The sequence below is a fragment of the Solimicrobium silvestre genome, from assembly GCF_002976435.1.
GTDB lineage: Bacteria > Pseudomonadota > Gammaproteobacteria > Burkholderiales > Burkholderiaceae_D > Solimicrobium > Solimicrobium silvestre.
The window spans coordinates 40,266-63,582 of record NZ_PUGF01000016.1; the positions used below are offsets into that span (position 1 = coordinate 40,266).

Genomic DNA, 23,317 nt, shown 5'->3' on the forward strand with positions numbered 1-23,317 from the left:
AATGTTTTAGCGAAAGCAAGGCTGCGGGTGGTTTTTAAATCAGTGTCATTGAAGCGATTCGACGAATATAGTCGTGGAAATTGCATTGCTGTATGACAATCAGTGTATAGGCGGAACGCTGATAAGTAGAAATTTCGGGTGTGGAACGCTAAAAACCAAAAAGGGTTACAAGCCTAAACTTGTAACCCCTAGGTATTTCTGGTGCGGCTGGCAGGAATCGAACCCACGACCCCTTGGTTCGTAGCCAAGTACTCTATCCAGCTGAGCTACAGCCGCGAAAGACAGCATTGTATGTGGGTTGGCATCCTATGTCTAGTGTTTTAGTGAAATTAATGTCTTCTACTATAAAAAAGATCGGATGTTGTCGTTTAATAAGGTTTAAATAGCGTCGGCTGTATTGATTTGTTAAATAAATCAACACAAGCGTAAAGGCTTGTTATTATGCTGGCTCTTATTGTTTTTAACTTTGATGCCATGTTTGATTTCTTCTTTAAAAAACGTTCTACTGCAAAGTCATCCGAAACAACCCAGCTGCTGACACAACAACAAGAACAAGCTGATGCCGTGGCAGCTAAATTTGCTGATAAGCAATCTGTCAAGCAATCGGAATTAGCTGCCGCCGCTAGTTTTGCAGGGCAAGAAAGTGCGGCCTTGGCTTTTATTTTGCAATCAGGTTATGCAGACGCGCGCTATCAGGCCGCCATGCACTTGCATAGCGCTGAAGCGTTAATGCAGGTAAGTCAGGCGATGCGCAACACAGATCGTCGGGTTAGTAAGTTGGCGCAAGAGAAATTAGCCGCGCTGCAAAATCAGCAGAAGATGACTTCGGCCGTGCAAGCTTGCTTAGCGCAAGGTCAGCAATTGCTGGAAAATACCCAGTTAATGGTGAATCAGGTGGCACTCTGGGATAAAGAGCGGCTTGCCTTGGGGGAGCATGGTTTATCGTTATTGCCAATTAAAGTAACCTTGGACGAGCGCCTACAGGCGCAACTTGAATTACAAAGACAAACATTGCAAACCTCAAGCAGTTTGCGCGCTTTAGTTGAAACCGCGTTGCCGTTAGAGCAGTTGCAAGCGCAGTTGGCCGAATGCCTGCAGCAATGGCAAGCAATAGAAGTCAGTCCATTGCTAGCAAGTTTGCCTAAAAATCAATTCAACCAATTAAATGACGATGTAGCGTTGGCGCAATCGCATGTGCAGCAACTCACACAACTTACCCAACTTATTGCTGCACGTCATGAAGCGTTACAGGTTTGGCAAACTGCCGAGCAACTAGCGCTGGAAAACGTTCAGAAAGAGTGGAAGAAATTAGCGCTGACTGGTGCGGCTTTGAGTGATGAGCAACAAGAAGTGGTTCATCAACAAGAGCAGCAGTTAAAGCTGATATTCGCTCGTATCGCGCCAACTGCATCAGCATCTGTACATAAAACACATACAAAAAAAATTGCAATAGAAGCCGGTGAAAATCAGGCCGTGCCAGCAATCGATATTAAATCGGTTTTGGTCGCGTTAGAGCAGGCACTGGAAGAAGGTAGCTTGCAGCAAGCACTTGATTTAGATAAAACGCTTCGTCAGGAAGTGCTGCCAGCCCGTGGCGAATTGGCTCAGCGTTTGCAGGTGTTGCGGGCCGAATTAAACCGTTTGTTAGATTGGGCTAAGTGGGGCGGCAATGTCTCCCGCGAAGAATTAATTAAGGTGGCAGATGGCTTGGTGGCGGAAGACGTGGCATTGACTGCGCCAGAGATCGCAAAACAAGTGGGTGGATTAAGAGCACGTTGGAAAGAATTGGACAGAACCAGCGGTACTGCAGCCAAATCGGTGTGGGAGCGGTTTGACGAAGCGTGTGGTCGTGCTTATCAAATAGCCGACGCACACTTTAAACAGCAAGCGCAATTGCGACTCGATAATTTGACTCTGGCGCAAGCACAGTTGGCCGCTATCGATGTGGTTATTGCCGACTTGCAAAACCAGTTGCCGGACTGGAAAACGCAGCTAGCTTATATACAGAAGGTAAAGCTGGAATGGCGCAAAACTGGTTCTATAGACCGTAAATTGAAAGCGCGTTTAGAGTCTGAGTTTGAACAAAAAATACAGACGTTAAGTCAGCCGTTGATGGTCGCGCGTGAGGCTGCTATCGGTGTGCGCCAGCAACTGATTCAGTCCGTGATAGACATTGCAGCGACTGATCGCGAAGCAGCTGATAAGGTGCAGCTTGCACAGCAGCGTTGGCAGCAAGAAGCGCTGAATTTGCCTTTAGAGCGCAAAGATGAGCAGGATTTATGGCGTCAGTTTCGAGCGGCTTGCGATGCGGTTTTTGCGCAGCGTAAAGCCAATGCAGATGAGCAAAAGCAGCGTCGAAATTTGGGTGTGGTAGCTAAGCAGGCTTGTTGTGAAGCTGTGGAGCAGTCCCTGGAAGCTAGCTTAAGTAGCGCAGAAATCATGGCGGTGTTACGCAAAGCTAAACAAGAATGGCGTGATTTATCTGTACAACATCGGCAAGCGGGTTTGGATGCACGTTTTGAAACTGCATTGAATGCGTTGGAAACACGTCATTCTGAGTTGCTATTGAAGGATAAACAAGCCGAGCTGGTTCATTTGTACGCCAAAATTAAACTTTGTCAGCAAGTTGAAGCGGCAAATAATGCCGCAACCAAGTTGGTTGAGCCAGAAATAACGGAACAATCTGCAGCATGGCAAGCTGAGTGGAAATTATTAACGACCAGCAAAGCGCCTGCGGAATTAAATAAATTGCTGACACAGCGTTTTAACACTGCATTAGCCGTAATTAAGAATCAGCAAGTGGCTGATGCAGCGCAGGTTGCGGCTAACTTGGCGCAATTTGAAGAGCGCTTATTACGGGTGGAAATATTAAGAGGACTGCCAAGCCCGGCAGAATTAACTCAGCAACGTTTGCAATTGCAAGTGCGCGATTTGCAATCTGCGATGAAAAACCGCGATGCTACGGATGCTTATCTGAGTAATTTGTATGTACTGTGTGCGTTGCCAGTTAGCCTGAAAGCGCCGCATGAGCAACGCTTCCAGTTAGTGTTAACTGACTATTCGGGAATCAGTCGCTGATTTGATGGCTTGCTGGAGGAGGAATGATGAGTACCTCTTCCAGTACATCGATCAGTCCAGAACGCGTGATTTTGGATTTAATCGTGAAGGCATCAACGCTGGAACGGTACGATTCATGCGATGTATGAACCCCTCCCGGCTGGCCTGAGCGGATCACAATACGTAAATCCTGGCGCTGTAACTCACCGCGTATCGTGTCTACTAAACATAATCCTGCGTCGATGGTTTCCATCACCACGTCCAATAAAATCACCGCAGTTTCAGGGTTGGCTAGCAGTACGTCACGCCCTTCGCGCGCAGAAAAAGCGTGCAAAAATTCGAGAGGACGACCTTGGATCATGACGCCGTTTAAAGCAAGAACGGTAGAATCATGGACGGTTTGATCATCATCCGTGACTAAAATTTGCCACGGTTTGATATCCCGCAAATCTATTTCATCTTCCTCATCATCCAAAAAATTTATAAATTCATCATCTAACTGTGCTGATAAATGATGCTTTAGTGTTTTAGTTAACATTAGCGTCATTGTTGAATTTAAAAGTGGTGCAGAGTAATCGGCTTTAAAAAGTGTTGTCGGGGAGTTTATTTTAGATGCTATATGCACAATTAAGTTGTCCGTGTAATAGGTGATTCTTATTTGAATATATTCCCTTGTCTTTTAATAATATACGAAACAAAAATTTTTATATAGGGGTTAGTACTTACTAAATTAGCGCAGTAAAGTTGCATAATCCTGTCTAATTCCGCAGTTATTATTTGCTTGTCGTTGTTTCACTAAGGCTGGACGCGCATAAGCGATAAACAGGCATTGAAATAGCATATGCAATGCGTACTTTTATCAGGCTTCACGGTTACAAAATCAGTTGAATATTCAACCAAAAAACAACTAAAAATCCAGCGTATTGGCGCCGTGCTGAGTTATTATATTGGTCTTACGTTAACGTAAACGTCAATTCCAGCATGGATTTATTTAAAAGGAAATGAAATGCAAATTCAAGATAATGTATTTATCGTCACCGGCGGTGCGTCCGGTTTAGGCGCAGCCACAGCGCGCATGATTACCGCTAACGGCGGAAAAGTAGTAATAGCTGACGTGCAAGCCGCCTTGGGCGAAAAATTAGCAGCTGAATTGAATGGCCGCTTTGTGCAATGCGACGTCACTTCCGAAGCAGATGGCTTGGCTGTGATAGCCGCCGCGACAGCATTCGGCACATTACGTGGTTTGATTAATTGCGCTGGCGTAGCACCGGCCATAAAAACAGTCGGTAAAGATGGCGCGCATCCGCTGGAAGCATTTCAACGCACCGTGAATATTAACTTGGTGGGTACATTTAATATGTGCCGCTTAGCTGCCGAGGCCATCTCAAAGACCGAATTAACTAGCCAAGGTGAGCGCGGCGTGTTGATTAATACGGCTTCTGTTGCTGCATTTGATGGACAAATGGGGCAAGCAGCTTACGCTTCTTCTAAAGCGGCGGTAGTTGGTTTGACTTTGCCGATGGCGCGCGACTTAGCTCGCAATGCAATTCGTGTGATGACGATTGCGCCAGGTATTTTCGAAACACCGATGTTGTTAGGCATGCCGCAAGAAGTGCAAGACGCTTTAGGCCGCAGCGTACCGTTCCCTTCACGTTTAGGTAAGCCTGACGAATACGCGCAGTTGGCTAAGTCGATTATTGAAAACATGATGTTGAATGGTGAGTCTATCCGTTTGGATGGTTCGATTCGGATGCAACCTAAATAGTTGTTGTAATAAACACATAGCAACAGTTGGGAATCAGAAAATATATTACCCATGACAATTTTCTGTAAGGGTAATAAACTAACGCAGGCTATCTTTGATAGTCTGCGTTTTTTTGTGGGCACGGCTAATTTAATCGACTAACCCAACCATCCGAAGCTATGACGGCTAATGCAAAAACAGGACTAATCTTATCCGGTGGTGGAGCGCGTGCCGCTTACCAGGTTGGTGTGTTGAGGGCGATTGCCAGTCTGCTAAAAGAGGCTGGTTGGCCAGCGCATCAAAACCCTTTTCCCATTATTTGCGGTACTTCAGCGGGAGCTATTAATGCCACGGCATTAGCTTGCAGTGCTGAAAATTTCGGCTTGGGCCTGCGCAGGTTGGAGCGTGTATGGGCCGGTATGGAAGCACATCAAATTTACCGCGCCGACTCGTTAGCGATGATGCGCTCGGGCGCAAGATGGATATCTATTTTGTCCTTAGGTTGGATGCTGCGGCGCTGGATGAAGACGCCACCGAGCTCATTACTTAATAATGACCCGCTCGCGGAATTGCTGACTAAAATGCTGGATTTTACTGGCTTGGATGCAAGCCTTGCATCGGGCTCGCTGCAGGCGCTGGCCATTACCGCGTCGTCGTATACCACCGGGATGCACCTCACTTTTTATCAAACCTTGGCAGAGATTGAGCCGTGGGTACGTTCGCAGCGCTTATCGCAACGTGATTTTATTAGTGTGCAACATTTACTGGCGTCCTCCGCTATCCCGTTTATTTTCCCTTCTATTCCATTAAATTGGAACGGCGACATGGAATATTGCGGCGACGGTTCCATGCGCCAGCTAGCTCCGATTTCACCGGCGATACATTTGGGCGCTGAAAAAATATTAATTATTGGGGCGGGGCGTATGTCTGAAACCAGACGCGATATGCCCGAAGTAATTTCTTATCCCAGCATTGCCCAAATTGCCGGTCATGCCATGTCCAGTATTTTCTTGGATAGTCTAGCGGTTGATATTGAGCGGGTGACCCGTATCAATAGAACGCTTTCCATGCTGCCGGATGAATATAAGCAACAAACTGAATTGCGCCCAATTAAAATCCTGGTCATCTCGCCTTCCCAGCGGGTGGATGAAATTGCCACCCGTCATATTCACAGCCTGCCCAAACCGATCCGCGTTATGTTGGGTGGCATAGGCGCCACCGAGGCACGTGGCTCTGCTTTAGCTTCGTATTTATTGTTTGAATCTAGCTTTACCATTGAATTAATGGGGCTTGGCTATGCTGATACGATACGTATGAAGGACGAAGTACTGGCATTTTTTGGTGATGGCCGCGTCCATTGAAAAGCTTTCGATACTCTTGATGATGAACAATTTAAAAACTTGGCTTCTTGCGATAGCCTGCTCAGCTCTTTTTTGCCTGCCCTGCTTTGCGGAGGCGGACACCGGTTTGGCGCAGGTGCGTTTCGATCAGTTGCCAGTAAGTGCGCAGAAAACGTTAGGCTTAATTAAACAGAATGGCCCTTTCCCTTTTGATAAAGATGGTGTAGTTTTTGGTAATTACGAAGGTATTTTGCCTAAACAAAAACGTGGTTATTATCATGAGTACACAGTACCAACGGCGGGCGCTAAAAATCGAGGTGCGCAGCGTATAGTGATGGGTGGAACTCTACAAAATTCACCTGATTTTTATTATACTAATGACCATTACGCCAGCTTTAAGCGTATTCAAGAGTGAAGTAAAATTAGTTTTTAGGGGGAAATGTGAATTTATTAAGCACAGTCAGAGTTAATAGTGTGCAATCGATACGTGCTTTCCGCGTGGTTGATTTACAGGCTGCGGCGGCAGAGTTGGGGCAGCATTTTTTGATCGCCAATTGTGCGCCAGCGACGACCAAGCAGCAAGTCTTAGCGGAGATCGCGCAAGGCTTTTATTTCCCTGAACATTTCGGTGAAAATTTTGACGCGCTGTATGACTGTTTAACCAGCTTGGTACATAAGGCCGGAGCCCAGCCGGGTTTTGTGGTGGTGCTTGAGCAAATACCGAATACCCCGGAATTTGATAAGGAAGCGCGTGAAACTTTGCTGGATGTGTTTCGTGATGCGTCCGATTTTTGGGAGAAAAAGAAAGTGCCATTCAGGCTGTTTTACTACTATAAATAGAGGATGAGTGTAGGGTGGGCACGGGTTTGTGCCCACGCGTTACCTTCGATTAAACCTATTCTTAATAAAAATCCATTGTTTTTCTACCGTTACGCGTGGAGTAGCAGGGATTTTGAGTGGCACGCCACTCACCTGCGAAACGGTCTGTGCATGCAGGCACAGACTCCATCCGTATAGGGGAAACAGGGAGCACGATGAAGCCGTGCCCACTCTACGATCTGAAAAGTGCATCATCCTTTGTTTAGAGTAAGTCCGAATGCTGTACAATACCGCGATGAAAAATATCGTTATTTTGATTTCAGGGCGCGGTAGCAATATGCAAGCCATTGTGGCGGCAGCACAAGCGCAAGAATGGCCGGCGCGGATTGCGGCAGTTATTAGTAATCGTGCCGACGCAGAAGGCTTGGAGTTTGCAGCACAACACGGCATTCCAACGGCTGTGGTGGTGAGTAAAAATTACCCGTCGCGTGCTGAGTTTGACACGGCGTTACAAACCCAAATAGAGCAATTTTCCCCTGATTTAGTCGTGCTGGCTGGTTTTCTGCGCATCTTGACTAGCGAGTTTGTGCAGCATTACGCAGGTCGAATGATCAATATTCACCCTTCTTTGTTGCCAAATTTCACAGGTCTGCATACTCACCGTCAAGCGTTGCAAGCTGGCGCACTTGAACATGGTGCCACGGTGCATGTGGTAACTGCAGAGTTGGACCACGGTCCGATTCTTGATCAGGCACGCGTTCCGGTGTTGCCAGACGATACCGAAGATAGCCTGGCTAGCCGTGTTTTAGCGCAAGAACATATTTTGTATCCGCGCGTCATACGCCAAATTTTAGACGGCAAATTGCGTTTGCAGAAGTGAATTAAGTACCACCCCATCGACGCCCTAGCGTTGCAATCACCGAGTAAGCCGATTTAAGCCTATCTTACCCATTAAATAAAAGAAAGAATCCCATGCGCTTACCTCCAGCCCTCATTGGCCATACAGAAGAAGTATTACGTGAAGTGTTACGCTTTACTGCTCCAGCCGACAGCACGTTGTCGCGTTATTTTCGTGATCACACCCGTTTAGGCGCGCGTGAACGTGGCGTTATTGCCGAAAGTATTTACGGTTTGTTGCGTAATAAAGCGGTCTACACCAGCTTTTCCGAATCCGGTAGCGGCGCCTTGATCCGTCGTATGGCCTTACTGGCTTTAGCTGACGGCGTCGGCATTGATGCCTTAGGTGGGCTTACCGAGCTGGAAACCGAATGGTTGACCCGCGTCATGGAAATTGACCGCAACCATTTGCCGCTCGAATTGCGCGTCAATTTACCGACATGGCTGTTTCAGAAATTAACCGAGCAATTAGGCGAAGAGGGCATGTTGGCTTTTACCAAGGCCACCAATGAGCCGGCACCTTTGGATTTGCGCGTCAACACTATCAAGGCGGAACGTGATGCTGTGCGCGCTGAACTGGCGTTAGCGCCAATTCAAGCCGAGCCAACCCCATTTGCGCCGGATGGCTTGCGGGTTCTTAAAAAACCTTCCTTGCAAAATCTACCCTTGTTTAAAAGCGGTGCGATTGAAGTGCAAGACGAAGGTAGTCAATTGTTGGCGCAAATTGTTGGCGCGAAACGCGGCGAAATGGTGGTTGATTTCTGCGCCGGCGCTGGTGGTAAAACCTTGGCGTTGGGTGCTGCGATGCGCAACACCGGCCGTTTATACGCGTTTGATATTTCTGAAAAACGCCTGGCCAAACTCAAGCCGCGGTTGGCGCGTAGCGGTTTGTCTAATGTGCATCCAGTTTTAATTGCCCATGAACGCGACGCTAAAATTAAACGTTTAGCAGGCAAAATCGACCGCGTGTTAGTTGATGCTCCATGTAGCGGATTGGGAACCTTGCGCCGTAATCCCGACGTTAAATGGCGTCAGTTGCCAACAGCGATTGCTGAATTGAATGTCAAACAAGCTGCCATTTTAGATAGTGCAGCACGCTTGGTTAAACCAGGTGGACGCTTGGTGTACGCGACCTGCAGTATTTTGAAGGAAGAAAATGAAGCGATTGCAGAGCAATTTTTAGCAACGCACGCTGAATTTGAATTGTTACCTATGCGCGATGTTTTGGTCGAGCAAAAAATTGTCTTGGAAATGGATAGCTACCTGAAATTATCTCCAGAGCAACATCAAACCGATGGTTTTTTTGCAGCAGCTTTTCAGCGTAAAAAATAAATTAGTTTAAGCCCTACATGTTGTATCGCCCTCAACGTCATTCCGCCTGCGCGAGGATGAAGTTGAGGGGCACTACCAACAAACCTCTCCTGCCAGGCCAGGGAATTTCTATCAAAACACTCTCATCAAAACTTTAAATGCTAATTAATCTTTTAAGCGATTTTTGGACTGATCTACATGAAACCCGCGTGTGGTGGCAAATCGCCGTCGTCACATTATGCGTATTGGCAAGCTATTTTATCTCACGCTTGTTACGTAAGCGCTTTCCTATCGATGTGAGTTATTCACCGGCCGAAACGTTGGCCGCACAAGCATTTTCCCGTATTTTATTTCCGGCGATTTTGTGGGGATTTCTTTATTTGGGGAAACTCGTTTTATTGAAATGGCAGCACGTTTATTTGTTGTCATTGCTGATCCCGATTTTCGGTTCATTGGCTTTAATTCGTTTCGGTAATTACCTGTCGCGCCGAATTTTTGCGCGTAGCACTAACATCGGTAATGTTCACTTGTTGATTGAAAAAATATTTTCCTGGGGCGTTTGGATAGTTGCCATCCTTTATTACACTGGATCGTTGCAAGATGTCTTGAATTTCATGGACGCAACCACCATCTCCGTAGGACGTAACAAGCTTTCCTTCATGGAGATTTTGCAGGCGGTGATTTCGGTTGTCGTGACTGTTTTACTGGCACTGTGGGCCAGTGCGGCATTGGATAAACAGTTAATGAAAGTAAATTCGATCCACACCTCATCGCGTTTGGTGCTGAGTAGATTGGGTCGTAGCTTGCTGATTGTTTTTGCGATATTGATTAGCCTGTCCCTGGTCGGCATTGATCTAACTGTGTTGTCGGTATTTGGTGGTGCGCTAGGTGTAGGGTTGGGATTGGGCTTGCAGAGAATTGCCAGCAATTATGTTTCCGGGTTCATTATTTTGTTAGATCGTAGTTTGGCGATTGATGACTTAATTACCGTTGATAAATATACCGGCAAAGTCAGCAAAATCAACACGCGCTATACCGTATTGAAAGGTTTGGATGGGGTTGAATCGGTAATTCCAAATGAAATGCTGGTTTCGTCGCCCGTGCAAAATTTTTCATTAACCGACCGGGCAGTGTGGATGAGCACGGACTTAACCGTAGCTTACAACACCGATATTGAAGCATTGCTGCCGATGTTGGTTGCCGCAGCCAGCAGTGTAGAGCGCGTATCAAAAACGGCATCGCCATCCGCCAACCTGATTAATTTTGGATTGAATGGCTTGGAATTACGGATCGGGTTTTGGATTAACGATCCTGAAAATGGAAAAATGGGCGTGTCGTCGCAGGTTAATCGTGCAATATGGAAGCTGTTGCAGGAGCAGAAGGTCGAAGTTCCTTATCCTCAGACTGAAATAAGAGTGCTGGATCGGGGGCAAAGCAGCCCTGGAAATACTTGCGCTGAGGAATTAAACTGATAATATAGGTGAACAGTAAGAGCAGGTAATACTGCCTGCAATAAGTAGATAAATGCTAGTTGGGTCGTTTTGGCTCAGCATAAGTAAATTCGAGTACAATACTGTCCAAGTAAAAAATAATAGTGGCGTAAAAAGTAGTTATTTAGCATCTCATAGAGCCACAGAGACATCTTTCAAACAGGAGTTGAATATTTTGAGTAATTTTATGACCGCAGCACTCGATTTTTTAGCCAATGGATTTACACGGGCATCAGGTTGGGAAGTATTTATTTTTACAATGATAGTGACGCACATTACTATTGTTAGCGTTACTATTTTTTTGCATCGTTGCCAAGCGCATCGCGCCTTGGATTTGCATGCTCTCCCAAGTCATTTTTTCCGTTTTTGGCTCTGGTTGACGACTGGTCAAGTTACCAAAGAATGGGCTTCTATTCATCGCAAGCACCATGCTAAATGCGAAACAGAAGAAGATCCACATAGCCCGGTAACTCGCGGCATTAAAAAAGTATTCTGGCAAGGCGCTGAATTGTATCGCGCAGAATCCAAAAATAAAGAAACCATGACTAAATACGGTCACGGCACACCTGATGACTGGATCGAACGTAATTTGTACACCCGCTTTAGCTGGCAGGGTGTGGCATTAATGTTGGTTATTAACATTATGCTGTTCGGCGTTATCGGCATTACGGTTTGGGCAGTACAAATGTTGTGGATACCTGTGAATGCAGCCGGCATCATTAATGGTATTGGTCACTATTGGGGTTATCGCAATTACGATTGCGCTGATGCCTCGACCAATATTTTGCCAATCGGTATTTTAATTGGTGGTGAAGAGTTGCATAATAATCACCATACTTTTGGTACGTCAGCTAAATTCTCCTCAAAATGGTATGAGTTCGACATAGGCTGGTTCTATATTCGCATCATGCAAATGTGTGGTTTAGCTACCGTTAAAAAAGTAGCTCCAGAACCAAAATTGCTTGCGAAAAATACCGTGGTAGATCAAATGACGTTGCAATCAGTTATTGCAAACCGCTATGAAGTTATGGCGAAGTACACTAAATCACTGAAAAAAATGTGGCGCGTTGAGTTGGAACATCTGCGTGACAAAGCCAAACTGGAAGACGCTTTCCTTGCTTCAAGCAAAAAATTATTGCAATGTGAGCCAGCTAAATTGCAGGCTGTGGATATGCAGCAATTAAAAGAATTGTTTGCTCACAGCAAAGCGTTAAAAACCATGCATGAAATGCGCGTTGAATTAAACGTGATTTGGGATCGTTCTAATGATACCCGCGAGCAATTAGTCCAGAAGTTACAAGACTGGTGCGCACGTGCAGAAGCATCCGGTATTCAGGCTTTAGAAGAATTCGCATTTAGATTGCGTCGTTACGCTTAATTGCTGTAGTCGCTACGTACGGAAAAGCACCTTTCGGGGTGTTTTTTTTATTTGGTTGAATAGCGTGATATAAGCATTTTCTCCACTATCCAAATTTTCGTATAGCTTCTACGGGTTAAGCCCGACACTCCCGCACAGGCGGGAGCTTAGTAATTAACGTGGAAACACATGAATCAACAATGTTTTTATGGAGTGCTACGCTCGTAGTTGTTGAATTAGGCACTTTGTGCCTTATATCTCTAGAGACGAGATCTGTGCTTACATGCTCAGACCGTTACACAGGTGGGCGGCATGCCACTCAAAATCCCTGCTCCATCACTAGATTCCTGTCTGCCTGGAAATGACGTTGTTAGGAATTGTTGGCGCAACCATAAAAAAACCGCATTAAAAAATGCGGTTTTTTAAAAGCCTAACTAAGCAAATCAATTACTTGATCTTAGTTTCTTTGTAGATTACATGCTTACGTGCCTTGGGATCAAACTTCATGATCTCCATTTTTTCAGGCATGCTACGCTTGTTTTTTGATGTCGTATAGAAATGACCGGTACCTGCAGTCGATTCTAACTTAATTTTGTCACGCCCAGATTTAGCCATGATATTTTCCTAAAAATAGTTACCGCTTAGACTTTTTCGCCACGGGCACGTAAATCACTCAATACAGCGTCGATACCGATCTTGTCGATGATACGTAAGCCAGCGTTTGATAAACGTAAAGAAACCCAACGATTTTCAGATTCCACGAAAAAACGACGATTTTGCAAGTTAGGCAAAAAACGACGTTTTGTTTTGTTATTTGCATGGGAAACATTGTTGCCGACCATCGGCTTTTTCCCAGTGACTTGGCATACACGAGCCATGGCACACTCCTTAAAAGTTTTCCGAGATTGGAAAAAACGTGAGTATATCTAAAATCTGATGAAATATCAACGACTTGCTGAAATTAATTGTGTCTTTTAATTTTATATGATTTAACAATTTGAGATTAATTGTTAAATCATCCCATGTTCAGCAAATGAATAGGTTTTATTCCTTGCCACAATAAAATGATCGAGTACTTTCACCTCTACCAAGGCCAGGGCTTTCTTTAATTCGTCGGTTAGGGTGATATCGGCTTTACTTGGCTCGCACTGGCCGGAAGGGTGATTGTGCGCCAATATAACGGCGGCGGCATTGTGATGTAGCGCTCGTTTCAACACTTCGCGCGGGTAGACGCTGGCGTGCGATAAACTACCGCGAAATAATTCCTCGCTATGTATTAGCCGGTTTTTAACATCTAAAAATAGCACTGCAAAAGATTCAAATGGCTTGGAGCCGATTAATAGTTGCAAATAATTTTTAACCGCTTGAGGAGAGTTAAGGGTGACTCCTTCTTGTAAATCTTCTAGCAGAGCCCGTTTAGCCAATTCTAAAACCGCTTGCAATTGAGCAAATTTAGCGGGACCCAAGCCTTTAATTAGTGAAAAACTGTCTAAAGAAGCTGAAAATAGGCTATCTAATGAACCAAAGTGCCCCAGCATATCGTTGCCTAATTCCACCGCGCTTTTGCCTTTAACGCCGACGCGCAAAAAAACAGCCAGTAATTCTGCGTTGGACAAGGCGCTAGGCCCATGTTTGATCAACCTTTCGCGTGGTCGTTGATCTTCTGGCCAATTACTAATAGACATGAATAGAAAATAAGCTCCATTAAAAAAAGGAAGTAAATTTATGCGGAGTAGTGTTTTTGAGAAATCGAAATCCGCTGTGCAAGGTACAATACTAGTTTACTTAAATCTGCTTGTGTGAATTTTATGTCAACAATGTTAAATCCTGCGCCCGTAACGGTGACGCCATCATCTTATTTAACCTTGCACTACCGCCTTGCTGCCAAAAACGGCACTGAAATCATCAGTACCTTTAATGAAAATCCAGCCACATTGCAATTGGGCATGGGGCAATTGGCGCCCGCTTTGGAGCAGTGTTTAATCGGTTTGCCAGAAGGCATGCATCACACGTTTGAATTGCCGCCTGAGCAAGCTTACGGCCCGCGCAATCCTGATTTGATCCAGCATGTTTCGCGCGCAACCTTGCAAGAAAATTCTGCTTTGAATGAAGACTACGTGGTCGGTGATCTGGTTGAATTTGCCGCGCCTTCGGGCGGTAAATTTGCCGGTGTTTTGCGTAGTATTGATGAGCATTCAGGCTTGTTTGATTTTAATCATCCACTCGCGGGTCAAGATGTGATTTTTGAAGTGCGCATCATCGGAATTTTATAGTTAGGAGGACTTCCTCAAAACTGCTCCAGCGGCGTTGCACTATCCTTGCCGTACTAAAGTACTGTCTGCGTCGGTGCGCCTTACTGGATCAATTTTGCGAAAGCCCCAAAAATACAGGTAAAAAATGGACAAAGAAATCCTATTAGCGCAACCAAGAGGCTTTTGTGCCGGTGTTGATCGTGCTATTGAAATTGTTGAGCGTGCATTAACTCAATTTGGCGCACCGATTTATGTGCGCCATGAAATTGTGCATAACGCGTATGTGGTGAACGATTTGCGTCAAAAAGGCGCGGTGTTTATCGAGGAATTGTCTGATGTTCCTAGTGGTAATACTGTGATTTTTTCTGCGCATGGCGTTTCTTTGGACGTGCGTAAAGAAGCTGAGCAGCGTGGGCTGAAAATATTTGATGCAACCTGTCCTTTGGTCACCAAAGTACACGTAGAGGTCACCAAAATGCGCCGCGAAGGTCGTGAAATTATCATGATCGGGCATCAGGGGCATCCAGAAGTAGAAGGTACGATGGGGCAGGCTGATGAAGGTATGTATTTGGTTGAAACTTTGCAGGATGTAGCTGCATTGACGGTTACGTCGCCGGATATGCTGGCATATGTTTCGCAAACGACCTTGTCGGTTGACGATACTGCCGAGATTATTGCTGCGTTAAAGCAAAAATTCCCACTCATTACCGAGCCTAAAAAAACTGACATTTGTTACGCTACAACTAATCGGCAAGAAGCGGTTAAGTTTATGGCGCCGCAAGTGGATGCGGTGATTGTGGTTGGTAGTCCAAATAGTTCCAATTCCAATCGCTTGCGTGAAGTGGCTGAGAAAAAGGGCGCTGCTGCATATATGGTGGATAACGCCAAGCAAATTGATCCGAACTGGCTTATTAATTGCACGCGTATTGGCGTTACTGCTGGAGCTTCTGCTCCGGAAGTGTTGGTGCAGGAAGTGATTGATGCATTGAAGGCGCTTGGTGCTAAGAGTGTGCGGGTGTTGGATGGGGTGCAGGAGAGTGTGGCGTTTCCTTTGCCTAAAGGGTTGTGATTTACGGCATTAAACATGGTATTAAGTTTGCCTAAGTAACTAGCCAGCAGGATGAATTTACGGCCTGTTGGTCGGGGGTAGCCCGACAGCTACTCACTTTTTTTGTCTCGCCAAAAAAGAGTAAGCAAAAAAAGGCGACCACGCTATTTCGGAAACCCCGATTTTTCTAAGAAAAAAAGGGAAAAGTTCGAAACTCGCTGCGCTCAAACAACGAACCTTTCTGATCCTTTTTTCCTTAGAAAATCCGGCCGAACTAGAAGTGGAGGTAGGTCAAAATCAACTTCAACTTCAACTTCAACAGCAAATTCAATAGAAACACCAGCATTAGTCCCCGCCCTAGCCCCAGTGCGCAAATCGCACATGCTACTCATCAGGGTTATTAATCCATTCTTCATTCCACCACGAATTGTCCCATTGTGGAAACCACCTATCCCGTTCGTTAAACCCTTCTGATAGAGTTTCTTTTGCAAAAGTTGTTTTTCGGAAGATATTCTCTTGTGTTATCAAATTTGTTGCATTAATGAATTTGTTGTCGAGAAAAATAACCGTATAATCTCGCGAATGAGTTGATGTGGAACAACAGATCAGCTACTAAAAGAATCTCAAAAGGTGATGAAACATAACAATAGAAAGTGCATTGCTTCAGCAGTGTCTTTTCTTCTCTACTGAATCATTCCCAAGCAAACTAATTCGGCACTCCATAGAAATATGCGTGCCGTTTTGAATATGGGCGCAGCAAATAGTGTCATTGCGCAAACAATGTGTGTTTTGCAGTACCAATCAAGAGAGAGAAAACAATGGATACGTTTATCCAACAAATTATTAATGGATTAGTGCTCGGTAGCATGTATGCCTTAATTGCTCTGGGCTACACCATGGTATACGGCGTATTGAATTTGATTAACTTTGCGCACGGCGACGTGCTGATGATCGGTGCCATGGTTGGGTTGAGCATCATCAGATTGTTAGACATTATTGCTCCGGGTTTACCGGGCATGGTGCAATTGCTGATTGCCATCGCTGGTGCGATTCCGATTTGTATGTTGGTCAACGTCATCATTGAACGGGTGGCTTACCGTCGTTTGCGAAATGCGCCGCGCCTTGCGCCGTTAATTACTGCAATCGGTGTTTCAATTTTGCTGCAAACCTTTTCCATGTTGATCTGGGGCCGTAGCCCAATTTCATTCCCGCAAGTGCTGTCTTCAAATCCGATTGAAATCGGCGGTGCCGTTATTTCGCCGACCCAAGCTACCTTATTAGTGATGGCGGCGATTGCGATGGGTTGCTTGGTTATTTTGGTAGAAAAAACCAAATTAGGTCGCGCCATGCGTGCCACGGCAGAAAATCCACGAGTTGCTGGTTTAATGGGAGTGGATACCAATAAAGTGATTATCGCCACGTTTGCGATTGGTGCTGCATTAGCCGCGATTGCCGGTGTGATGTGGGGCGCAAACTATTCCTCTGCGCAATTTGCGATGGGTTTTGTACCAGGTTTGAAAGCTTTCTGCGCTGCGGTGTTAGGCGGTATCGGTAATATTTATGGCGCGATGGTGGGCGGAATTATCCTCGGCCTGATTGAAAGCTTTGGCGCTGGCTATATTGGCGATCTGACCGGCGGTATGTTCGGTAGTAACTACCAGGATATTTTTGCTTTCATCGTATTAATTTTGGTTCTCACCGTGCGCCCATCTGGAATTATGGGTGAACGTGTTGCTGACCGCGCTTAAGGGGATGTGATGTCAACAGTCTTTGATATTAAAGCAAATCCGAAACGCGCTTACAGCAGCTTTGCAATGCTGGCGGTCGTGTTAATCGCATTTCCCTTTATTGCCGCTAATTTTGGTAATTCCTGGGTACGGATTATTGATATGGCGCTGCTCTATATTATGCTGGCGCTGGGTTTAAATATTGTGGTGGGTTTTGCTGGTTTGTTGGATTTAGGTTACATCGCTTTTTATGCGATCGGTGCTTACATGACGGGCTTGCTGGCTTCGCCGCAATTTGCCGCGGTATTGGAATCGTTTGTGAATACTTACCCACCAGTGGGTGAGTTTTTGATTTGGATTTGTGGCCCGGAGATTGTGCAAAACGGTATCCATTTATCGGTCTGGTTGATTGTGCCGTTAGGCGCAGCGGTCGCGGCATTTTTTGGTGCTTTATTAGGTGCACCAACACTCAAATTGCGTGGCGATTATCTGGCGATTGTGACGTTGGGCTTCGGTGAAATTATTCGTATTTTTATGAATAACCTGAACGCGCCAGTCAATATTACCAATGGTCCGCAAGGGATTAACATGATTGACCCTATCCGCATTTTCGGTGTTTCCTTGGCCGGTGAAGAAGGCTCCAAAGCCACGGTGTTTATCGGTCATTTTTCCATGCCTTCGGTTAATGCCTACTACTTCCTGTTTTTACTCTTATGCATTGCCATCGTATTCATTACCGTGCGTTTGCAACATTCACGTTTAGGCCGCGCTTGGGTAGCTATTCGTGAAGATGAAATTGCGGCGAAAGCGATGGGAATTAATACCCGTAATATTAAATTGCTGGCATTTTCGATGGGCGCTTCCTTCGCTGGTGTGGCCGGTGCGATGTTTGCTGCATTCCAGGGTTTTGTGTCGCCTGAATCATTCTCTTTAAATGAATCGATTGCCGTGTTGGCGATGGTGGTGTTGGGCGGTATCGGTCATGTGCCTGGTGTGATTTTGGGCGGCGCATTGTTGGCTGCGTTGCCGGAAGTATTGCGTCATGTGGTGGAGCCGTTGCAGATGACGTTGTTTGGAACCGTGTTGGTCGAAGCCGAAGTAATGCGTCAGTTGTTATACGGTTTGGCGATGGTGGTAATTATGCTGTATCGCCCGGCTGGTTTATGGCCTTCGCCCAAGCATGAAGATCGGGTTCTTGATCTGCCTGATGATTCAACCGATCCAAGTAATGTTGCGGCATAAGGAGACAACATGAGTGAACAAATTATGCTCAATATTGAAGGTGTGAATAAGAGTTTTGGTGGTTTGCAAGCCTTATCCAACGTCAATATTCAAATTAAAAAAGGTCAAATTTACGGCCTGATAGGCCCGAACGGCGCTGGTAAAACTACCTTATTTAATGTGATTACCGGTTTATATCAACCCGATACCGGTAAGTTTGAACTTGCTGGCAAACGCTATTCGCCTTCTGCGCCGCATGAAGTGGCAAAAGTAGGGATTGCCCGTACGTTTCAAAACATCCGTTTATTTGGTGAAATGACAGCCTTGGAAAACGTCATGGTCGGGCGTCATGTACGTACCCATCAAGGCGTATTCGGCGCAGTGTTTCAGCATGCGGCAGCGCGGCGCGAAGAGCGTGAAATTAAACAGCGCGCGCAGGAATTATTGGACTTTGTCGGCATCGGCCAATTCGCTGGGCGTACTTCTAAATTTTTATCCTACGGTGATCAACGTCGCCTGGAAATCGCCCGTGCTTTGGCAACCGATCCGCAATTGTTGGCGTTGGATGAGCCTGCGGCCGGGATGAATGCGACCGAAAAATTAGCCCTGCGTGAATTACTGGTCAAAATTAAAGCCGAAGGCAAAACCATTTTATTGATTGAGCACGACGTCAAATTAATGATGGGCTTGTGCGATCGCTTAACCGTATTGGATTACGGAAAACCAATTGCCGAAGGCTTGCCGTCCGAGATCCAGAAAAACCCTGCCGTGATTGAGGCATATTTGGGAGGTGGTCACTAATGACTGATTCCGTATTAAAAATTAGCGGCCTGAAAGTGGCATACGGCGGGATTAAAGCCGTCAAAGGTATTGATCTTGAAGTGAATCAAGGCGAATTAGTGACGTTAATCGGAGCTAATGGCGCCGGTAAAACCACCACCTTGAAAGCGATTACCGGCACTTTACCGTCCGGTAAAGTTGAGGGTGATATTGCGTATTTAGGAAAGAGTTTAACTGGTATTACCCCGTTTAAATTAATCCATCAACGTCTTGCTATGGTGCCTGAAGGGCGCGGCGTATTTACCCGCATGTCCATTCATGAAAATTTGATGATGGGCGCATTTATTCGTGAAGATAAAGCGGGCATTGAAGCTGATATTGAAAAATGGTTCAGCGTGTTTCCACGTTTAAAAGAACGTTCTGCGCAATTGGCCGGTACTTTATCTGGTGGCGAACAGCAAATGCTGGCGATGGCGCGGGCTTTAATGAGTCATCCAAAATTGCTGCTGTTGGATGAGCCTTCGATGGGCTTGTCGCCGATTATGGTGGAAAAGATTTTTGAAGTGATACGTAATGTCTCCAAAGAAGGCGTCACGATTTTGCTGGTCGAACAAAACGCTAAATTAGCGTTGCAGGCGGCACACCGTGGTTATGTGATGGATTCCGGTTTGATTACGATTAGCGGCGAAGCCAAGGCCTTGTTGAATGACCCTAAAGTGCAGGCGGCTTATTTAGGTGAATAATTAAACTGTCATTTTTGCGTAGGTGAGAATTTTTGCCGATAAATTTTTAGATGCGCTACTTATTAATTAGCCGTATCTTTTAATATCGTCACTCCCGCGCAGGCGGGAGTCTAGGGGATGACACGGAAAATCATTAAATAAGTAAATTTTTTTTGATACCTTGGTGATGGAATAAGTACCTGAATCTTAATTATTGTTGCAGGCACTCACGCGCCACTGGATTCCCGCCTGCGCGGGAATAACGCTAATTGGGAAGCGGTTTATAAGTAAGCCCGTAGTGACTACTAGGGTATGTTGAAATTGGATTTGATGTTATTTCTGCGGGCTAATTTGACCCAAAACTGGCGTTTTTCGAACACTATGTGGATTTCATCATGCGTAAAACGTTGATCGTAATCGCTTTAAGTTTTATTACTGCTCAAGCAGCCATAGCGGCTCAAGCTACGCCATGGTGCACCGTTGATTCGGTACCCGACACTACCATTAAATCCCTACAAAAAGACGCAGATAAACGCAGCGCCGATCAATCACGCGCCATCGCTCGCGTGCATACTGAAGGCACGCTGCCGCATCAAGGTATTTGGGATCAAAGTATCGAAGCCAAAAAAGATTTACCATTGATTCGTGAGCTTGCGCTCATTTGGCGTGTCAATCATGACCCTGCCGTTTTAACGCATTTAACGACACTGTTAGATGCTTGGGCCAGCATATACCAACCTAGCTTTAATCCCATCGACGAAACCGATTTTGATGCCATCATCGATGCGTATGCCATTACTGAGGTAGATTTACCTGCGACTACGCGCGATAAAGTAGCCGCCTTATTGCATCGCTGGGCAACCGGATATATCGATCAAATGCTGCATAACGACAAGCCGGGCAAAGGTAAGTGGACCAATAACTGGCAGAGTCATCGCATTAAGTTAGCGACGCTTTCAGCTGTGGCGTTGGGCGATACGCGCCTAATTGACGCAGCGCGTTGGCAGTTTTTAAAACAGATAAATCAAAACCTGCATTCCAATGGACTAAGCATCGACTTTGAAGAACGCGACGCGTTGCATTACACCGTCTATGATCTGGAACCGTTAGTACGCGCCGCGATGGCGGCTCGTACGATAGGTCAGGATTGGCTGAATTTGCAAGCAGAAAATGGTGCGTCGCTGGCCGCCGGTTTGAATTGGCTGTTGCCGTATGCACGTGGTGAACAGACGCATGAAGAGTATGTGCACACCACGGTTAAATTTGATCTGCAACGACGCGACGCTGGTGTGGCCGGATTTACCGGAATGTGGGAACCGAAAAGTAGTGGGCAGTTGTATTGGTTAGCCAGTACGTTGGATGCGCATTATCTTCCGGTGGCACAGAGTTTAATCAATCAATCTGCCTGGATAGCTGCTTGCTGGCAGGCGCGTTAATTCAACCTAGAAATGGTGCATGTTCATGTTTAACATTATCGAAGCAAATCTAGCTACTCCCGCACATGCAGCAGCATTGGTTGAGTTACTCAACCACTACGCAATGGATGCCATGGGCGGTGGTGAGCCGCTGTCGGATCAGGTCAAAAATACGTTGGCCGCAGAGTTACACAAAAGGCCAACTGCGCGCGTGGTGCTGGCGTTTGATGGTGAAATTCCGGCCGGGCTTATTATCTGCTTTGAAGGCTTTTCTACTTTTGCCTGCAAACCTTTATTGAATCTTCACGACGTGGTCGTGCATCAATCGTATCGAGGCAAAGGCTTATTCAGACTGATGTTGCAACAAGTGGAAAGCATTGCGCAGGAGCTTGGCTGTTGCAAGTTGACGATGGAAGTGCTGGAAGGGAATCATGTCGCATTAGTGGCTTACAAAGCGAACGGCTTTGCAGGATATGATTTAGTTGCTGGTATGGGGCAAGCGGTATTTTGGCAAAAGAAATTGTTTTGATTAAATAAGTAGGTGGGCACAGTTTTGTGCCCACCACCAAGCTAAGAAATATAAGCTTCTTCGCCATGAAACGCATCATCCATATTGTCTTCGCTAGCCGGATCGACCCGCACAGGCGTGAACAGGTTAATTAGCCACAACATGCCATAGGTGAAGGAAAAAGCCCAAACGCCGGAGATAATAACGGCCGCTACCTGCATGAAGAAGAACGAGGTATTGCCGAGTAATAACCCGTCAGCGCCATTCACATTCCACGCCTTGGCGGCAAATACACCCAGCAATATCGTCCCAACCATCCCGCCGATGCCATGTACGCCCCACACATCGAGCGCATCATCCCAGCCGAAGCGGTTCTTAAGTGCAACCGCATAGAAGCAAATCGCACCGGCACAAATACCAATCAGTGCAGCCGAGCTCAGCGACACATAACCGGCAGCGGGCGTGATGGTCGCCAAGCCAGCAATACCGCCAGTTAACAAGCCGACGAACTTCGGTTTTTTGTGTTTGTACCACTCAATGAGCAACCAGGTAATAGCTGCAAAAGAAGCGGCGATATCGGTATTGAGGAAGGCAGACGCGGTGACCGAATCAACCCGCAGTTCAGAGCCAGCATTGAAGCCGTACCAGCCGAACCAGAGCAGTCCGGAGCCAAGCGCGATGAGCGGAACATTGTGCGGTTTTAATTCCACTTTCTGACGGCGGCCGACGTACAAAACCGACGCCAAGGCAGCAAAACCGGCAGTGTTGTGCACCACGATGCCGCCGGCATAATCAAGCACACCCCATTTGGCAAACAGGCCATCTGGGCTCCACACCATATGCACAAACGGGAAATACACAAACACCAGCCAGCCAGTTAAAAACAGGAAATAGGCTTTGAACGTGACGCGATTGGCAAAAGCGCCGGTGATTAAAGCTGGCGTGATGATGGCAAACATCATTTGATAAGCGACGTGTACGATCAGCGGAATACCTGCATCGTTGCCTTTGAACATGGTTTCTAAGGTAATTCCATGTAAGAACGCGTAGTAGGTCGGGTCGCCAATGATGCCGTTGATAGTTGGGCCGAAGCACATCGAGTAGCCGAAGGCAAACCACAAAACGGTGGTCCAGCATAGGGAGATAAAGCTTTGCATCATGATGGACAGAACATTTTTGTTGCCCACCAATCCACCGTAGAAGAAGGCTAACCCTGGCGTCATTAGCATGACCAGGCTTGAGCAGAGCAGCATGAAGCCGGTGTTTCCGACATTTAATGGAATAATTAACTGTGACATGTGTTGTCTCTTTTCGTTATTGAGTGATCAAAACTTCGGGGTTGTACCCCATCCACTTCATTTTTCTAAACTCCAACCACATATTGGCGTCATCACTAATCGACGTCAGTTAAAACGGGGTGTTACCAGACTTTTTATGGCCTCCTTTACGTTGACTATTGGATATTTCCGCATTGGAATATAGCAAATGTGGACTAAGCGGCATAGAACTATTGATAAAGGAGGGGACACAAAACGACAGACTATTTCACAACAGCATGACTGAATCATTTCTGATAGAGTTGCAATATAGGAATTTATTGCTTGTCATTAAATTCTCGCTACAGCGTAT

22 protein-coding genes and 1 tRNA gene are annotated in these 23,317 nt (G+C 46.0%); 17 read left to right on the top strand and 6 right to left on the bottom strand.

What is annotated here, in order from left to right; all coding sequences use genetic code 11:
- Nucleotides 1-199: 199 nt before the first annotated feature.
- A tRNA-Arg gene (locus S2091_RS15950) sits at nt 200-276 on the bottom strand.
- A gap of 165 nt (nt 277-441) precedes the next feature.
- On the opposite strand from S2091_RS15950, the gene S2091_RS15955 reads away from it, so the two are divergent.
- Nucleotides 442-3,078: a DUF349 domain-containing protein gene (locus S2091_RS15955; RefSeq protein ID WP_105532948.1), complete on the top strand. Its 2,637-nt coding sequence runs from the start codon at nt 442-444 to the stop codon at nt 3,076-3,078.
- Here S2091_RS15955 and S2091_RS15960 read toward each other — a convergent pair.
- Complete coding sequence (locus tag S2091_RS15960; protein WP_133166927.1) at nt 3,068-3,595, bottom strand: hypothetical protein; 528 nt, start codon at nt 3,593-3,595, stop codon at nt 3,068-3,070. The two genes, S2091_RS15955 and S2091_RS15960, sit on opposite strands and share 11 nt — an antisense overlap.
- A 468-nt stretch (nt 3,596-4,063) precedes the next feature.
- On the opposite strand from S2091_RS15960, the gene S2091_RS15965 reads away from it, so the two are divergent.
- The 8 genes from S2091_RS15965 (at nt 4,064) to S2091_RS16000 (ending at nt 12,036) form a co-directional block, all read left to right on the top strand.
- Complete coding sequence (locus S2091_RS15965) at nt 4,064-4,822, top strand: 3-hydroxyacyl-CoA dehydrogenase (protein ID WP_105532950.1); 759 nt, start codon at nt 4,064-4,066, stop codon at nt 4,820-4,822.
- A 158-nt stretch (nt 4,823-4,980) separates the two neighbouring features.
- Complete coding sequence (locus S2091_RS15970; RefSeq protein ID WP_105532951.1) at nt 4,981-6,162, top strand: patatin-like phospholipase family protein; 1,182 nt, start codon at nt 4,981-4,983, stop codon at nt 6,160-6,162.
- Nucleotides 6,163-6,184: 22 nt separating this feature from the next.
- The gene (locus S2091_RS15975; protein ID WP_243405457.1) at nt 6,185-6,556 is read left to right on the top strand and encodes a guanyl-specific ribonuclease; all 372 of its coding nucleotides are present in this window, start codon (nt 6,185-6,187) and stop codon (nt 6,554-6,556) included.
- Between the two features lie 26 nt (nt 6,557-6,582).
- On the top strand, nt 6,583-6,981 hold the full coding sequence (locus S2091_RS15980) for a barstar family protein (RefSeq protein ID WP_105532952.1): 399 nt from the start codon (nt 6,583-6,585) through the stop codon (nt 6,979-6,981).
- A 274-nt stretch (nt 6,982-7,255) separates the two neighbouring features.
- Nucleotides 7,256-7,840 (top strand): phosphoribosylglycinamide formyltransferase, encoded by a 585-nt coding sequence (gene purN / locus S2091_RS15985; protein WP_105533009.1) that lies wholly within the window; start codon nt 7,256-7,258, stop codon nt 7,838-7,840.
- A gap of 92 nt (nt 7,841-7,932) precedes the next feature.
- On the top strand, nt 7,933-9,189 hold the full coding sequence (locus tag S2091_RS15990; protein WP_105532953.1) for an RsmB/NOP family class I SAM-dependent RNA methyltransferase: 1,257 nt from the start codon (nt 7,933-7,935) through the stop codon (nt 9,187-9,189).
- A gap of 137 nt (nt 9,190-9,326) precedes the next feature.
- Nucleotides 9,327-10,640 (top strand): mechanosensitive ion channel family protein, encoded by a 1,314-nt coding sequence (locus S2091_RS15995; RefSeq protein ID WP_105532954.1) that lies wholly within the window; start codon nt 9,327-9,329, stop codon nt 10,638-10,640.
- A 205-nt stretch (nt 10,641-10,845) separates the two neighbouring features.
- Nucleotides 10,846-12,036: a DesA family fatty acid desaturase gene (locus tag S2091_RS16000; RefSeq protein ID WP_105532955.1), complete on the top strand. Its 1,191-nt coding sequence runs from the start codon at nt 10,846-10,848 to the stop codon at nt 12,034-12,036.
- Nucleotides 12,037-12,462: 426 nt separating this feature from the next.
- Here the strand turns inward: S2091_RS16000 and rpmG are convergent, their stop codons facing one another.
- The 3 genes from rpmG to radC all read right to left on the bottom strand — a co-directional run bounded on the left by rpmG (nt 12,463) and on the right by radC (nt 13,700).
- On the bottom strand, nt 12,463-12,630 hold the full coding sequence (rpmG, locus tag S2091_RS16005; RefSeq protein WP_105532956.1) for a 50S ribosomal protein L33: 168 nt from the start codon (nt 12,628-12,630) through the stop codon (nt 12,463-12,465).
- A 26-nt stretch (nt 12,631-12,656) separates the two neighbouring features.
- Complete coding sequence (gene rpmB, locus S2091_RS16010; RefSeq protein WP_105532957.1) at nt 12,657-12,893, bottom strand: 50S ribosomal protein L28; 237 nt, start codon at nt 12,891-12,893, stop codon at nt 12,657-12,659.
- Nucleotides 12,894-13,025: 132 nt separating this feature from the next.
- Nucleotides 13,026-13,700 (bottom strand): RadC family protein, encoded by a 675-nt coding sequence (gene radC, locus S2091_RS16015; RefSeq protein WP_105532958.1) that lies wholly within the window; start codon nt 13,698-13,700, stop codon nt 13,026-13,028.
- Between the two features lie 123 nt (nt 13,701-13,823).
- Here radC and S2091_RS16020 point away from each other — a divergent pair, with 123 nt between their 5' ends.
- The 8 genes from S2091_RS16020 (at nt 13,824) to S2091_RS16060 (ending at nt 21,709) form a co-directional block, all read left to right on the top strand.
- Complete coding sequence (locus S2091_RS16020) at nt 13,824-14,288, top strand: FKBP-type peptidyl-prolyl cis-trans isomerase (protein ID WP_423828246.1); 465 nt, start codon at nt 13,824-13,826, stop codon at nt 14,286-14,288.
- 124 nt (nt 14,289-14,412) lie between these two features.
- Nucleotides 14,413-15,336 (top strand): 4-hydroxy-3-methylbut-2-enyl diphosphate reductase, encoded by a 924-nt coding sequence (ispH, locus tag S2091_RS16025; RefSeq protein ID WP_105532959.1) that lies wholly within the window; start codon nt 14,413-14,415, stop codon nt 15,334-15,336.
- A gap of 797 nt (nt 15,337-16,133) precedes the next feature.
- A complete protein-coding gene (locus S2091_RS16035) occupies nt 16,134-17,063 on the top strand; it encodes a branched-chain amino acid ABC transporter permease (RefSeq protein WP_105532961.1) in 930 nt (309 codons plus the stop codon).
- A 9-nt stretch (nt 17,064-17,072) separates the two neighbouring features.
- Nucleotides 17,073-18,284 carry an ABC transporter permease subunit gene (locus tag S2091_RS16040; RefSeq protein WP_105532962.1) on the top strand — a complete coding sequence of 404 codons (1,212 nt, stop codon included), beginning with the start codon at nt 17,073-17,075 and terminating at the stop codon, nt 18,282-18,284.
- A 9-nt stretch (nt 18,285-18,293) separates the two neighbouring features.
- Nucleotides 18,294-19,064: an ABC transporter ATP-binding protein gene (locus S2091_RS16045; RefSeq protein ID WP_105532963.1), complete on the top strand. Its 771-nt coding sequence runs from the start codon at nt 18,294-18,296 to the stop codon at nt 19,062-19,064.
- Nucleotides 19,064-19,786: an ABC transporter ATP-binding protein gene (locus tag S2091_RS16050; RefSeq protein WP_105532964.1), complete on the top strand. Its 723-nt coding sequence runs from the start codon at nt 19,064-19,066 to the stop codon at nt 19,784-19,786. Before S2091_RS16045 ends, S2091_RS16050 begins: the two co-directional genes overlap by 1 nt.
- A 374-nt stretch (nt 19,787-20,160) precedes the next feature.
- Nucleotides 20,161-21,201 carry an alginate lyase family protein gene (locus S2091_RS16055; protein WP_105532965.1) on the top strand — a complete coding sequence of 347 codons (1,041 nt, stop codon included), beginning with the start codon at nt 20,161-20,163 and terminating at the stop codon, nt 21,199-21,201.
- A 25-nt stretch (nt 21,202-21,226) separates the two neighbouring features.
- On the top strand, nt 21,227-21,709 hold the full coding sequence (locus S2091_RS16060) for a GNAT family N-acetyltransferase (protein WP_105533011.1): 483 nt from the start codon (nt 21,227-21,229) through the stop codon (nt 21,707-21,709).
- 41 nt (nt 21,710-21,750) lie between these two features.
- On the opposite strand, the gene S2091_RS16065 is transcribed toward S2091_RS16060, so the two are convergent.
- Complete coding sequence (locus S2091_RS16065) at nt 21,751-22,986, bottom strand: ammonium transporter (protein ID WP_207769725.1); 1,236 nt, start codon at nt 22,984-22,986, stop codon at nt 21,751-21,753.
- Nucleotides 22,987-23,317: the final 331 nt, after the last annotated feature.